This window comes from Nocardia sp. NPDC055321, from assembly GCF_053645575.1.
Map to the genome: position 1 here is coordinate 56,826 of NZ_JBSHMS010000004.1, position 13,707 is coordinate 70,532.

14 protein-coding genes are annotated in these 13,707 nt (G+C 70.0%); 9 read left to right on the forward strand and 5 right to left on the reverse strand.

Going from position 1 to position 13,707, the window contains the following annotated elements; genetic code table 11:
- The first annotated feature begins 90 nt into the window (after window positions 1–90).
- The 6 genes from ACWIGI_RS07355 (at window position 91) to ACWIGI_RS07380 (ending at window position 5,641) form a co-directional block, all read left to right on the forward strand.
- Entirely contained in the window at window positions 91–1,437 is a 1,347-nt protein-coding gene (locus ACWIGI_RS07355; protein ID WP_454201506.1) for a DUF445 domain-containing protein, read from the forward strand.
- Between the two features lie 102 nt (window positions 1,438–1,539).
- A complete protein-coding gene (locus ACWIGI_RS07360; RefSeq protein ID WP_454201507.1) occupies window positions 1,540–2,097 on the forward strand; it encodes a helix-turn-helix domain-containing protein in 558 nt (185 codons plus the stop codon).
- The gene (locus ACWIGI_RS07365; RefSeq protein WP_454201508.1) at window positions 2,090–2,755 is read left to right on the forward strand and encodes a heparin-binding hemagglutinin; all 666 of its coding nucleotides are present in this window, start codon (window positions 2,090–2,092) and stop codon (window positions 2,753–2,755) included. Before ACWIGI_RS07360 ends, ACWIGI_RS07365 begins: the two co-directional genes overlap by 8 nt.
- A 165-nt stretch (window positions 2,756–2,920) precedes the next feature.
- Window positions 2,921–3,223 carry a DUF2516 family protein gene (locus ACWIGI_RS07370; RefSeq protein WP_454201509.1) on the forward strand — a complete coding sequence of 101 codons (303 nt, stop codon included), beginning with the start codon at window positions 2,921–2,923 and terminating at the stop codon, window positions 3,221–3,223.
- 142 nt (window positions 3,224–3,365) lie between these two features.
- Window positions 3,366–4,391, forward strand: a complete 1,026-nt coding sequence (locus ACWIGI_RS07375) for an alpha/beta fold hydrolase (protein WP_454201510.1) — start codon at window positions 3,366–3,368, stop codon at window positions 4,389–4,391.
- Between the two features lie 251 nt (window positions 4,392–4,642).
- Window positions 4,643–5,641 (forward strand): alpha/beta fold hydrolase, encoded by a 999-nt coding sequence (locus ACWIGI_RS07380; protein WP_454201511.1) that lies wholly within the window; start codon window positions 4,643–4,645, stop codon window positions 5,639–5,641.
- A gap of 630 nt (window positions 5,642–6,271) precedes the next feature.
- On the opposite strand, the gene purU is transcribed toward ACWIGI_RS07380, so the two are convergent.
- Together purU and ACWIGI_RS07390 are read right to left on the reverse strand one after the other, a co-directional pair.
- On the reverse strand, window positions 6,272–7,162 hold the full coding sequence (gene purU, locus ACWIGI_RS07385) for a formyltetrahydrofolate deformylase (RefSeq protein WP_454201512.1): 891 nt from the start codon (window positions 7,160–7,162) through the stop codon (window positions 6,272–6,274).
- A 107-nt stretch (window positions 7,163–7,269) separates the two neighbouring features.
- Window positions 7,270–7,815 (reverse strand): GNAT family N-acetyltransferase, encoded by a 546-nt coding sequence (locus ACWIGI_RS07390; RefSeq protein WP_454201513.1) that lies wholly within the window; start codon window positions 7,813–7,815, stop codon window positions 7,270–7,272.
- Between the two features lie 71 nt (window positions 7,816–7,886).
- On the opposite strand from ACWIGI_RS07390, the gene deoC reads away from it, so the two are divergent.
- Window positions 7,887–8,546: a deoxyribose-phosphate aldolase gene (gene deoC, locus ACWIGI_RS07395; RefSeq protein WP_454201514.1), complete on the forward strand. Its 660-nt coding sequence runs from the start codon at window positions 7,887–7,889 to the stop codon at window positions 8,544–8,546.
- Window positions 8,547–8,634: 88 nt separating this feature from the next.
- Here the strand turns inward: deoC and ACWIGI_RS07400 are convergent, their stop codons facing one another.
- Entirely contained in the window at window positions 8,635–9,936 is a 1,302-nt protein-coding gene (locus tag ACWIGI_RS07400) for an LmeA family phospholipid-binding protein (RefSeq protein ID WP_454201515.1), read from the reverse strand.
- Window positions 9,937–10,047: 111 nt separating this feature from the next.
- Between ACWIGI_RS07400 and ACWIGI_RS07405 the strand changes: the two genes are divergently transcribed.
- Together ACWIGI_RS07405 and ACWIGI_RS07410 are read left to right on the forward strand one after the other, a co-directional pair.
- Window positions 10,048–10,650: a type IV toxin-antitoxin system AbiEi family antitoxin domain-containing protein gene (locus tag ACWIGI_RS07405; RefSeq protein ID WP_454201516.1), complete on the forward strand. Its 603-nt coding sequence runs from the start codon at window positions 10,048–10,050 to the stop codon at window positions 10,648–10,650.
- A 64-nt stretch (window positions 10,651–10,714) separates the two neighbouring features.
- Complete coding sequence (locus ACWIGI_RS07410; RefSeq protein WP_454201517.1) at window positions 10,715–12,205, forward strand: hypothetical protein; 1,491 nt, start codon at window positions 10,715–10,717, stop codon at window positions 12,203–12,205.
- A gap of 206 nt (window positions 12,206–12,411) precedes the next feature.
- On the opposite strand, the gene ACWIGI_RS07415 is transcribed toward ACWIGI_RS07410, so the two are convergent.
- Entirely contained in the window at window positions 12,412–13,113 is a 702-nt protein-coding gene (locus ACWIGI_RS07415; RefSeq protein WP_454201518.1) for a class I SAM-dependent methyltransferase, read from the reverse strand.
- Window positions 13,114–13,178: 65 nt separating this feature from the next.
- Window positions 13,179–13,694, reverse strand: a complete 516-nt coding sequence (locus ACWIGI_RS07420; protein WP_454201519.1) for a DUF2505 domain-containing protein — start codon at window positions 13,692–13,694, stop codon at window positions 13,179–13,181.
- Between the last annotated feature and the right edge of the window lie 13 nt (window positions 13,695–13,707).

The window sequence follows — 13,707 nt, forward strand, 5'->3', positions numbered from 1 at the left end:
TCAGCTTAAGCCTCCCATGCGGCGGATCGCCGATGTTCGGGACCGGCCCGGTGGCCCGGACCAACTTCCGGGAAGCAGCAGAATGGACTCATGGAGCAACCTGCCGGCAGCACCGGGGTACTCGAATCGAGCGGCCGCGCGAGCAAGGCGGCCGCCCCGCCGGGCGGCGCGTTCGCCGACCTCCTGGACGAGGAGGGCAAGAAGAAGGAACTGTGGCGGATGAAGGCCATCGCCACCGGCTTCCTCGGGGCCGCGACCCTGATCTTCGTGTTCTGCGCCTGGTTTCAGTCGCGCGGTCAGGGCGGCGAGTGGATCGGCTACGTGAAGGCCGCGTCCGAGGCGGGCATGGTCGGCGCGCTCGCGGACTGGTTCGCGGTGACCGCGCTCTTCCGGCATCCGCTCGGCCTGCCGATCCCGCACACGGCCATCATTCGCAAGAAGAAGGACCAATTGGGCGCGGGGCTCGGTGATTTCGTGCGCACCAATTTCCTCTCGCCCGACGTGGTCGCGGCGAAGGTGAATTCGGCGCAGGTCTCGTTCCGGCTCGGCCGCTGGATGGCCGACCCCGAGCACGCGGCCCGGGTGGCCGAGGAGAGCGCGACCATTCTGCGCGCGGTGGTCGGGGTGCTGCGCGACGAGGACGTCGAGCAGATCATCGACCAGACCATCGTCAAGCGGATCGCCGAGCCGCAGTGGGGGCCGCCCATCGGCAAGGTGCTCAACGAGCTCATCGCCGACAATCGCCAGGGTCCGCTGCTGGATCTGCTGGCCGAGCGCGCGCATCAGTGGGCGCTGGATTCCCAGGACACCATCGACAAGATCATCAACCGGGACGCGCCCGGCTGGGCCCCCAAGTTCGTCAATTCCATGCTCGCCGAGAAGATCTATCGCGAGCTGGTGGAGTTCACCTGGAAGGTACGGACGCAGCCCGATCACGAGGTGCGCCTGGCGGCCAACCGCTTCCTGGAGGAGTTCGCGCACGATCTGCAATTCGACGACGCCATGATCGCCAAGGCGGAGAAGATCAAGACCGAGCTCATGGGCCGGCAGGAGATCACCGGTATGGCGCACGCCACGTGGCGGGCCGCCAAGCGGATGATTCTGGAGTCCGTGGACGATCCGAACTCGACCCTGCGGCGCAAGGTGTCGGAGAACGTGCAGCAGCTCGGCGAGCGGCTCTCGGCCGATCCGGAGATGCGCGCCAAGGTCGACAACTGGCTCGAACGCGGTGTGCGCTATCTCATTTCCAACTACGGCGACGAGGTTGCCACGCTGGTGAGCGATACCGTGGCACGCTGGGACGCGGAGGAAGCCAGCCGCAAGATCGAATTGGCGGCGGGCAAGGATCTGCAATTCATCCGCATCAACGGCACGGTCGTCGGCTCGCTCGCCGGACTCGTAATCTATTCCGTTTCACATTTGCTGTTCAATGGCTGACCCGCTCGGCGCCGGGCGTTAGCCGAAACACTGCTAGCAGAGCGCTTGCAAGAGCTAGCACCTGGTTTTAGAATTGGCCGTACAACCACCAGAAGGTGCGTGATGACGAACGATCCCGAGGTTTCCGAACCGATCGAGGGCGACACCGCGGAGACGTCCGCCGCCGACGATCGGACGGGTCGCGTAGCCAACGCGGCTCACGACATCGGGGGCTTCATCCGAGCACAGCGTGAGGCCGCGCAGGTCTCGCTGCGTCAGCTCGCACTGCTGGCGGGGGTGAGCAACCCGTATCTCAGCCAGATCGAGCGCGGACTGCGCAACCCGTCCGCCGAGGTGCTCGCGCAGATCGCGAAGGGTCTGCGGGTGTCCTCGGAGGTCTTGTACATGCGGGCCGGGTACCTCGAGCAGAGGCCGCACGGTCCCGTCCGCGATGCCCTGCTCGCCGACACGGAAATCTCCGAACGGCAGAAGCAGGTGCTGTTGGACATCTACGAATCGTTCCGCCGGGAAAACGCGGCGAGCGAGGACAGAGGGGACGCGACGAACCAATTGGGGGGCGCTCCCGGGGGAAACGAGGGCCGAAACGCCCTCAGGGACAACGAGGTTCCGAACCGCACAACCGAAGTTCCGTCACGCCAGGAGAACGAGACACATGACTGAGACCAGCACGCGCACCGCGACCGTGACCAAGCCCATCTACGCCACCGTCGGCGCCGGCGACGCGATCTACGCGTCCGTGCTCGACACCATCGAGAAGCTCCGCGGCAAGGCGGCCTCCGCCGACGTGTCCGGCCGGGTGGAAGAGGCGCGCGAGCGCTTCGCGAACCTGCCCGCCGACGCCAAGGGCCAGGTCGACGTCCTGCGTCAGCGCATCTCCGCGCTGCCGTCCGAGCTGCCCGAGGACCTCGCCGAGCTGCGCGAGAAGGCCACCGCCGAGGAGCTGCGCAAGCTCGTCGACCAGTACTACCACCAGCTGCTGGACCTCTACGCCGACTTCGCCGCCCGCGGCGAGGAGACCGTCGAGAAGCTGCGCACCAACCCGACCTTCGAGGAGCGCTTCGCGCAGGTCGAGACCCTGTACTCCGACATCGTCGCGCAGGCGCAGGGCGTGGTCGGCAAGGTGTCCGACCAGGTGTCGCCGCTGCTGGGCGCCAAGACCGCGCCGGTGGCCGAGGAGGCCGTCGAGGCCGAGGTCGTCCAGGTCGAGACCGTGACCGAGCCCGCCCCGGTCGTCGAGACCCCGGCTCCGGCTCCGGCCAAGAAGGCCCCCGCGAAGAAGGCTCCGGCCAAGAAGGCCGCGCCCGCCGCCAAGAAGTAAGCGGTTCCGGGTTCGATCGGACCGCGGCCCTCGCACAGTCACTGTGCGGGGGCCGCGGTCGTTTCCGGGTCCGGTGTGTGGTTCGCGTTTCGCCCGGTGACCTGCGTTGGGCCGTCGCGTCGAGTGTCGGCGGCCGGAACCCGCGGCCGGTGATGTCACGCTCGTATGATGGGCGGGGTGATGGGCAATATTCCGCAGTTGATTCTGCAGGTGCTGTGGTACCTCGCCTTCGGTATGACGGTCTTCGCGCTGGTGCACGCCATCCGGCAGCGCTCGGACGCGTTCACGGCCGTGGACAAGCTGACCAAGCCGGCGTGGCTGGCGATTCTGGCGGCGTCGCTGGGTGGGCTGCTGCTCGGGGGGACCGTGGTCGGGCTGCTCGGTATCGCGGCGATCGTGGCCACCGGCGTGTATCTGGCCGACGTGCGGCCCAAGGTCGACGAAATCCAGCGGGGTCCGCGCTGGTGATCGCCGGGTCGCGGCCCGGTTCGAAGCGATCGGAGGGATAAGTCCCAGGTAGTCGGCCGATCGCGAAATTTTTGGGTGCTTGCACTAGCTAGCACGCTCTCGCGGAGTTACTGTAATTGTCAGTAACACAAAGGAGTGTCCTATGCGGGCAATGCTGCCCTCCCGGGCCGACCTGGGCGTCAGAATCAGCGAGCTGCTGCGTCAGCACCGCGCCGACCTGCGCACTCGCACCTATGCCAACGCGGATCTGAATCCGCCCGCCGGACCCTACGAGGTCGTTCCGGTGACCACGACCGACGGCGCGCACCTGCGGGTGCACGCCTACGGACCGGCCGATGCCGAGGCCATCGTGCTGGTGCACGGCTGGACCTGCGCGCTCGAATACTGGAACCCACAGATCAACGCCTTCGCCGGCGACTACCGTGTCATCGCCTACGACGTGCGCGGGCACGGGGAGAGCGAAGAGGGCACCGCCCCGCTCACCGTCGATCAGCTGGCCGACGACCTGGACGCGGTGCTCGATGCCACCCTGCGGCCGGGCCAGCGCGCGGTGCTGGTGGGACACAGCCTGGGCGGCATGACCATTCAGGGCTGGGCCGGGCGGTATCCCGACCATGTTCAGCAGCGGGCACGAGCGGTGCTGCTGTGCAATACCGCCGCGAGTGAGCTCATCAACCACACCACCGTGGTCCCGTTCTGCAACCGCGGCGGAATTCTGAAGCTGCCGTTCGCCGTCGGCCTGCTCGGGCTGAGCCTGCCCATGCTCTTCCCGCCGATCGCGCCGGTGAGCTGGTTGTTCCGCCGTCAGATCATGAGCCTGAACTCGGTGGGCGACATCGCCGAGTTCGCGCAGAACATTGTGCGGTCCTGCCCGGCCAAGGTGCGCGGGCGCTTCGGCGAGTTGCTCTCGCACATGGACGTTGGCCGCGGCGCGGTGAATCTGACCGTGCCGACGAGCATCGTCGCCGGCTCGGCCGACGATATGACCCCGGTCGTGCACGCCGATCAGATCGCCGAAATGCTCACCGAGGCGGGCACTCTCGACGGGTACCGCATCCTGCCGACCGGTCATCTGGGCAACGTGGAGGCCTACCGCGAGTTCAACGGCGAACTCGCCCGGGTTGCCAAGGCCGCGTTCGGGATTCCCGCTCGGGTCGTCGGAGCCTGAGCGGCGCCGGGGTTTTCGGGGTGGGGATTTCCACCCCCGGGGTCCCTTATCTGCGGGCGTGAACCGCAGCAGTATGTGTCGTAGATAACAGCGCCGGCCTGTGATCGTCGCGCGCGCGGTGAATGCCGTTGCGGTGGAACGGGTATTCGGTGACAAGGGTCGCGAACGGTGAATTCGAAAAAGTTCGCCGCTTGCTCTAGCAAGCACCATAGCTAGCGCGGTACTGTGGCCGGGAACACAAAGGAGTGCTCATGCTGGTGAAACTGCCTGAGACGGGCGCGGATTTCCTGACCGCACCCTTCCGCACCGCACTGCGGAACCGGACCTACGCGACCGAGTCCTTCAACACGCCGCGGCCCGCCGAAGTCATTCCGGTCACCACCCGGGACGGCGCCACCCTGCGCGTACACGCCTACGGGCCCGCCGACGGTGAGACCATCGTGCTGGCGCACGGCTGGTCCTGCGCCCTCGACTACTGGAACCCGCAGATCAACGCCTTCGCCGGCGAGTACCGGGTGATCGCCTTCGATCAGCGCGGACACGGGGAAAGCGACAGCGGGAGCATCGCTTTCGGGCCCGACCAGCTCGCCGACGACTTCGCCGAGATCCTCGCGGCCGTCCTGCGGCCCGGACAGCGCGCCACGCTGGTCGGACACAGCATGGGCGGCATGACCATTCAGGCCTGGGCCCAGCGGTATCCCGAGCAGGTCGCCCAGCGCGCCTCCGCGGTGCTGCTGGCCACCACCGCCGCGCGCCGGATCAGCACCCGGGCCACCGTGCTCCCGGTCTTCAACACCCTTGTCCCCGCGCCGGACTGGCTGACCCTGGTGCTCTTCGGTACCCCGGTGCCGCTGCCGGGCGGGCGGGCCATGAACGTGGTCGCCAAGAGCCGGTTGATGACCGCCGCCGCCACCGACGACGAGGCGAGTTTCGGTCTGTCCGTGGTGCGTTCGTGCCGGCCGTCGGTGCGCGCCGCCGTCGCCCGCGGGCTGCTCGATCTCGACCTGCACGGCGCGGCCGCGAACCTGACGGTGCCCACGACGGTCATCGCGGGGTCGCACGACCGCCTGCTGCCCGAGGTGCACTCGCGCGAGATCGCCGACACCCTCGCCGACGTCGGCTATCTCGACCGCTACGTCATCCTGCCCACCGGGCACCTGGTGAACATCGAGGCCCAGTCGGCGTTCAACAACGAGCTGCACCGCCTGATCCGGATGGGCTCTTCCGCCTCTCCGCGAATTACAGCCTGACTCAGGTGGGTTCACGGTCGCGTCGGCCGCCGGCGGGATCGTGGTGGGAAAGTTCGCCCGTACCCGGGGAGTTACCCCGACCGGAACGAGATCCGGTGCCGACTCGGGCAACGAGATGCCCTGGCCGAGAGTGCGGCTGCCGCCTGACTCCTGATCGCCTTCCGGCTCAGGGATCGAGCGCCTGATTCGGGATCGACTGTCGGCCGGGCTATCCGGTGCCCCGGCCGAGATCAGTTGTCGCCTCTGGCGACGAGTAAGCCCCTGTCACACAACGGCGTGTGGCAGGGGTGCGTCGTCTCCGGCCACGAAACATCGCCCGGGTCTGGTGGTTTCGTGGTTGCGTCGGCCATCGGCCTGATCGCGGTGGGCAGGTTCGCCCATCCCTGGGGGAGTGACCATCTTCGATGGGAGTCCGTGTGCCGATCAGGGTGAGGAGCCGGTCCGTCGTCGCGGCGCGTTCGCATCCGATGCTTCGGGAATGACTGCCGGGCTCACCGGGTTTCGTGGAAGCCTCGGCCAGCAGGGGATCGTGGTCGGCGGTTCGCCGGCACGTTGTCTCGGTTGATGCGAGCGCAAGTGACGAGACCCGCCCTGCCGCGCGAACTCGCGGGGCAGGGCGACCGGAACCTGCTAGTTGAAGACCACCGTGCGGCGGCCGTGGACCAGGACGCGGCCCTCGAGGTGCCAGCGGAGGCCGCGGGCCAGGACCACGCGTTCGATGTCGCGGCCCTGGCGGACCATGTCGTGGATGGTGTCCGCGTGGTCGATGCGGGTCACGTCCTGTTCCAGGATCGGGCCCGCGTCCAGTTCGGCGGTCACGTAGTGGCAGGTCGCGCCGATCAGCTTCACGCCGCGGGCGAACGCCTGGTGGTAGGGGCGGGCACCGACGAAGGACGGCAGGAAGCTGTGGTGGATGTTGAGCGCGCGGCCCGCCCAGTGCTCGCACAGCTCCGGGGGCAGCACCTGCATGAAGCGGGCCAGCACCACCGCGTGCGGGTCGTGCGCGTCGACCAGTTCCCGGACCTGTTCGAAGGCGGGGCCGCGCTCGGCGGGATCCTTCGGGAAGGGCACGTGGTGGAACTTCACGCCGTGCGCCTCGGTCATGCCCGCGAGGTCGGGGTGGTTGCCGATGACGGCCTCGATCGTGGCGGGCAGCTCGCCGCTGCCCGCGCGGCCGAGCAGGTCGTGCAGGCAGTGCCCGTCCTTGCTGACCAGCAGTACCGCGCGGCGGCGTTCCCCGGTGTCGTGCAGCTGCCAGTCGGTCTCCGGGCCCAGTTCGGCGGCGATCGCGGCGAACCGGTCGCGCAGCTCGTCCAGCTCGAACGGGACGGTCGCCGCCTTGATGGCCTGGCGGGTGAAGAACCAGCCGGTGTCCAGGTCGGAGTGGTATCCGGCCTCGACGATCGACCCGCCGAAGTCGGCGATGAACGAGGTGATGCGGGCGATGATGCCGGGACGGTCGGGGCAGCCCAGGGTCAGCACGAAGCGACGGTCGTCCGGATTGCCGGGGGTGGAACTCATGCTGGTCACCCTATGCGGCCGCCCCGGGCCGTCGGCGTCCGGCCGTGGCGGCGGGCGCGGGTGGCCGGTGCGACCGGCGGATCGGCCGGATCCGGGTGCGCGGCGGGTCAGAGTTCGTAGAACGGGTCCGGGTAGCGGAAGTCGCCGATGATCTCGCCGTCGTAGGCGGCGAGCGGCCGGACCTGGAAGTGGGCGGCCCAGTCGGGCTGATCCGGGGCGATGCCGAGCCGGGCGCCGGGGACGAAGCCGAACCGCGGGTACCAGTCCAGGCTGCCGAGCAGCCCGACCAGCGTCTCGTCCAGGGCCTCGGCGGCGCCCAGGGCGGCGTGCATGAGGGCCGAGCCGGCCCCGTGCGCCTGCGCCTCGGACAGGACGCCGATCGGGCCCAGCGCGAGGACCGGGAACGGGCCGATGCCCGCCCGGGTGAGGCAGACGTGCCCCACGACGCCCTGGTGGATCTCGGCGACCATCGACAGGGTCGGGATCCAGGCCGAATGGTCGCGCAGGTGGCGCACCAGCCCCACCTCGGGTGGGTCGGTGCGGGTGGTGGCGAGGCCGCTGCCGGGGGCGTTCGCGTACTGACTCGCGAATGCGCTGCGGTGTACCGCGTCGATCGCGGCGGCGTCGCCGGGACGTTCACGACGGATCAACACCCTACGAGTGTGCGTGACGGCATCGCCGGGACGCAACGAAATTCGCTATCGATATGCCAAACTCAACGCTCATGGCTGAGCTTTCCCGCCGTGACGTGGCGGCGATGATCGATCACACGCTGCTCGCACCGGAAGCGACCGTTCCGGATGTCGAGGCGCTCATCGAAGAGGCCCGTGAGCTGGGCGTCTTCGCCATCTGTGTCTCACCGGCGATGCTGCCGGTGCGGGCGCCGGGACTGGCGGTGGCCACGGTCGCGGGTTTTCCGTCCGGCAAACATCATTCGCTGATCAAGGGCGCCGAGGCGCGCCTGTCCGTGGACCAGGGCGCGGCGGAGGTGGACATGGTCATCGACGTCGGCGCGGCCGTCGCCGGCGACTACAACGCGGTGCTGGGGGACATCATCACCGTGCGCGAGGCCGTCGGTCAGCGCGCGCTGCTGAAGGTGATCATCGAGTCCGCGGCGTTGAGCGACGCGGCGATCGTCGAGGTGTGCCGGGTGGCGGAAAAGGCGGGCGCGGATTTCGTGAAGACCTCGACCGGATTCCATCCGGCGGGCGGGGCGAGCGTGCACGCGGTGCGGCTGATGGCCGAGACGGTGGGCGGGCGGCTGGGTGTGAAGGCCAGCGGCGGAATTCGCACGTCGGCCGCGGCGGCGGAGTTGATCGCGGCCGGGGCGACCAGGCTGGGGCTGTCGCGTTCTCGTGAAGTGCTGGCGGGCTTTCCGGCCTGATCGGGCGACGTGCGGTGCCGGAGCGGCGAATTCGCTTGCTGCTCCCGTGCCCGCGCCGGGATTCCGGCGCGGGCACGGGAGTTCGTGATCAGCAGCGCAGTTCGGCGGTCTGCTGCTGTCCCTCGACCGGTTCGAGCTTGGTCGGCCCGCCGCGCAGGGACACGTGCAGGCCGTCCGAGGTGACCTCGATCTTGGTGGGCTGCAGGCCCATCGGGTAGCTCTGCAGGCTCTCGGTCATCAGTTCCACGATGCCCGAGACCAGATCGGTGGGCAGGCCGATGCCGAGCAGGGCGGCCGACATGGTCTCGACCTCGATCTTGTCACCGACCACCTGGGGCTTGATCTGCAGTTCGGCCAGCCCGCCCAGCACCGCGAAGGTCAGGGTGCCGGATTTGGGATCGGAGGTGGAGCTGGATATCAAGCCGCCCATCGTTTTCGCGATGCCCTCGTTGCTCCAGCTGACCTCGGCCTCGGAGCTGCCGACGCTGCCGCTCTTGCCGTCGTCCTGCATCTCGAGGTCGTTGAAGACCGCGTGCACCTTCATGCCCACCGCCGGGCCGAATTTGGTGTCGTCGCTGTCCACGGTGACCGAGCCGACCTTCTTGTCGAGCATGGTGATGAGCATGGGCTTGGCGCCGAACGAGACGTCGATCTTGGAGCCCATCTGCTGCTCGAATTGCGAAGCGATGCAGTTCTCCACGCTGCGGCGGGCGTACGCCTCACCGAAGGCCAGACCGCCGACGAGCACCATCGCCACGACGACGGCGACGATCAACGCGGTCCGGCGCTTGCGTTTCCCGCCGGGCGAACCGCCCTGCCCGCCGGTGGTATTCGCGGTCGGCGGGGGCGTGCCGGGCGGTATCCGCGACCCGGCGGCGACCGGGGGCGCACCGGCCGCGGCGGCATAGGCCGCGTCGCCGGGATGCAGTGCGCGGGTGGGATGGTCGCCGGTATCGCCCGGCTCGGGTGCGGGCAGTACTTCGGTGTGTCCGGCGGCGGGCTCCGGCAGTACCTCGGTGCTCCCGGCGGCGGGCTCGGAGGGCGTGCCGAAGGCGACGGTCGCCTGTTCGTAGCATTCGGTTTCGGGTGCTCGGGAGCCCTCGTCGGCGCCGAACCGCTCGGTTTCGTGCCACCATTCCGCGGGCTGCGCGGTGCCCTGGCCGGGAATGACCTGGGTCTTGTCCGCGTCCGCGCCGGGTTTCGCGACGACGGTGGCGGCGTCCGCGTCGGATAGTTCGCCCGGGCCGCCCGAATTGTCGGGTTTCTTTGTGCCCGAATGGATTACTTCGGTCGGCTGAGCCTGCTCAGCGGGTGCGGCGGCGCCGGCGGCGCCCGCGTCGTGCTCCGAGGCGGGCCGGTCGGTGTCGTCCGAGTGTGGGTTCGAAGACATGTGGCCGATTGTTCACGAGCTTTCTGTGCGTGCTCTGTGCTTCCGGTGAGGTGTCGGCTCACTCCCGGCGGATTGTGACCTAACGCACAGGTGAGCGCGTAGCCTGAATCCATGGCTGGGAGTGCGGCACCGGAGCCCGATCCGGAAAACGGGTGGCTGGCGTTGCAGGAGTTGGCCGGTCGGCACGCCGGGTATTTCACGACCCGGCAGGTGTTGCAGACCGGGAGCGAGGCCCGCATCCGCGACGGTCTCCGGGACGGCTCGGTGGTCCGGGCCGGGGTGGGATTGCTGCGGCTGGCCGCGTGGCCCGACGGGCCGCTGGACGAGTACGCCATGTGGTCGGCGTGGTTCGACGGCGCGGCCGCGGTTTCCCATCACAGTGCCGCCGAACTGCACGGACTGGGCCGATTGCGGCCGCGCTTCGTGCACATGTCGGCGCGGGTCGGGCGGTTCCCGCTCTCGCCCCGGCTGGTGGTGCTGCGGCGGACCTTCGCGCGCAAGGACGTGGAATCGGCGGGCACGTTCCTGGTGACCACGCCGCTGCGCACGGTGCTGGATCTGGCCGAGGCGGGGATCGGGCAGTCCGCCCTGGACGAGGTGGTCGCCGACGCGGTGGCCATCCACCGCTGCGACACCGCCGAAATCCGCTCCGCCAGTGCGGGTTTGCCGCCGTCCACCGCGGCGCGGTTGCACCGGGCGCTCACCGGGGCGTGACGCCGCGGTGAATGTCCGTTTCTCGAGTGTTGCCCGGCCGGGTTTCGTGGCAGGGTGATCGAGTATGGGGATCCTCCGCACCGGTGTCTGGGATCTGGCCTTTCCGCCCGGGCCGCCCGAGCGGATGGCGGAGATGTTCTCGGCCGCGGTCGTCGCCGACGCGGTGCGCCGCTATGACGCGGACCTGGCGCAGTCGGTCGAGACGATGCGGGACTGGCGGCACGGCTACCACCCGGTCTTCCGCGCGCTGACCGCGCTGGCGGTGAGCGCGCCCCGGGTCTCGCACGGCACCGCGCGCGACGGGCTGCACGCGGTGCGGACCATGCTGCGCTTCGCGGCCGGGCACACCGTGACCTCGCTGGGGGGTGCGGATCTGGCGGCGGCCGCAGCAGGCGCCGAACTCGGCGTCGCGAGCGTCGAGGGGGCCGCCGAACCTCGCCGGCGGCTCGAAATCCCCTGGCAGGGAAAGACGCTGGCGGAGGAGGAGCTGCTGCGGCAGCTCACCGACTGGCAGCGGCGGGGCATCGTCGAACCCGGTTTCGCGGATGCCGTCCGCGCCGTCGCCGAACATCCGGAGTGGTTGTCGCTGCCGGGTTTCCGCATGACCATCACCGGGGCGGCGGCCACGCTGAGCCCGCTGCGGCCGCTGCTGTCCTGGGGCGCGCAGGTGCTGGCGGTGGAGCTGCCCGGGCGCGGGCGCTGGGATCGGCTGCGCGCGCGAGCACGAGCGAGTGCGGGCGTCATGCGGTACCCGGTCACCGACCGGGGGCCGGGCGTCGATATCGGCAACGGCTTTCCGGCGCTGGCGCAGTGGATCAGCGCGCACTCCGACGCGCGGCCGGTGCTCGGCGCGTACGCGGGGCGGGCCGGGGCGGCCGGGTTGCGGATCGCCGCGGCCGCGGACGTGCTGGCCGAGGCGGTGCTGGGCCGGCATCCCGATGCCGTTCTGGCCCTGCACGGTTCGCCCGCCGACTGCTACGCCGTGCCGGAGTCGGTGGTGCTCGGCGCGCGGGAGCATCTGGCCGACAGCGGGATTCGCGGGTCGGCCCGGGATCTGCTGCACCGGCTGGCCCCGCGGTCGCTCTATCACCTCAACTACACCCGCCCCACCTTCGACGCCGAGGGCGCGCCCTGGGGCCTGTTCGACAACCTGCCCTACCTCGCGGGCCCCGATTACGCGCTGGCCCAGCGCCTTCCGCGCTGGCGCGCCACCCTGGCCCGGGAGTCCGGGCACACCGTCTCCTACACGGTCACCCCGCCCATCTGGACCGCGACCGCCCAGCAGCCGCTGTGGCGCAGCGCCGCGCACCGGGCGGCCGCGCAGTTCGGGATCGAGGTCTTCGACCCCGCGACCGCCCGGGTCCTGCTGGCCGCCAAACTCGTCGCGGACCTGTTCGCCCCGGCCCCGCCCGCCCCGAATCCCGAGTCGCTCTTCACCGTCGGCGCCGCGCACGGCGGCCTGTGGCGCCAGCCCTTCACGCCCCGCTCGTTGGTAGCGCCCGCCGCCCTCACCGGTTCGATCCAGACCCTGCGCGACCGGATCCGGCCGGCCTGAGCCTCGCGGGTTCACCGTCGCCGCGAGCGTTCTGACCGGTCCGGCGGATCCGGCCGCGACCAGGCAGGTGGTCGCCGGATCCGGCTGGATCCGTGACAGCGATGGCGGCGGTCGTCGATGCGCACCGCAGGTTCTTCGGACGGCGTGTCCCGAGCGTCGTTCACGCCCGGCTCGGGGAAGCGGTTGTGGCGTCGGTAGATCGGGAGTCAGGGGAGCGGGGCGACCGCGGACCAGGGGATGGTGAGCTGGTTGTCGCGCAGGCGGCGGCGCTGGGGGCGCAGCGGGAAGCCTTGTTCGCGTAGGAGATTCGCGGCGTGCCGCCAGCGGGCGCGCGGGCCGTAGGGCGCCAGGGGAGCGGCCACCGCCCAGGCGCGGTCGGCGGCGGTGAGCAGGGTGTGGACGGGCTCGCCGGGGACGTTGCGGTGGATGAGCGCCTTCGGGAGACGTTCGGCTATGTCGGAGGGCTGGTCGACGGTGAAGGGGTCCCAGGCCAGGGTGAGCGAGAGCGGGCCCTCGCGGTCCAGCAGGATCCAGGCGCAGCGGCGGCCGAGCTCGTCGCAGGTGCCGTCCAGCAGCAGGCCGCCGGGTGCGAGGCCACCCACGATGGTGGACCAGGCGCCGGGGACGGCGGATTCGGGGTACTGGCGCAGGACGTTGAAGGCGCGCACCAGATTCGGGCGCAGACCCGCCAATTCGAAGCCGCCCCGGGCGAACACGACGCCGTCGCGGCCCGGGACCACGCGCTCGGGATCGATCTCGAGGCCGACCACGCGCAGATCCGGGCGCACCGCGCGGAGCCGGGCCGCCAGCTCCAGGGTGGTGACCGGGCTGGCGCCGTACCCGAGGTCGACCACGAGCGGATCCGGCGCCGCCAGCAACCTGCTGGTGATCAGGGCGTCGTGCGCCATCCATCGATCACCGCGGCGGAGCCGGTTGATGCCGGTGGTGCCGCGGGTGATCGTGCCGATCGGTTTCAGCCGACGGGGTGCTGCTGATCCAGCCAGCGCTGCGTCACCTCTGCCTCGGCTCGGAACAGGTCGACCAGATTCACGAGCATGAGCTGTTCGAGTCTGCGTCCGAAGAATGGAATCTGCACGGTCGCACGCGAAGTCGTGCGCAGCGTGCAGCCGGTGTCGGTCGGGAACAGGCGCATGTCGCCGCCCAGGGTGCCGGGCGCGCCGGGCAGGTCGGTGGTGTACGCGCCGGTCGACTCGGGTCCGAACGCGCTCCAGCGCTCGCGGCGGGTGATGACCATGTCGTCGCGCCAGAACGAGCGCGCCATGTCCGGCAGCGACTCGCGCGGCAGCACGTGCCGCATCTCGACCTCGATGCCGTTGTCACCGGCGTCCAGACTCACCAGGTCGTTGGGTGAGTGTTTCCGCATCTCCTCGATGCGCGCGTCCCACAGGTCACGGTTCGCGAGGGCCGCGTACACCTCTTTCGTGGTGTGCAGCGAATAGCGTGCGGAGTAGTCGAGTCGGCGAGGCACGATCGGTCAGGTT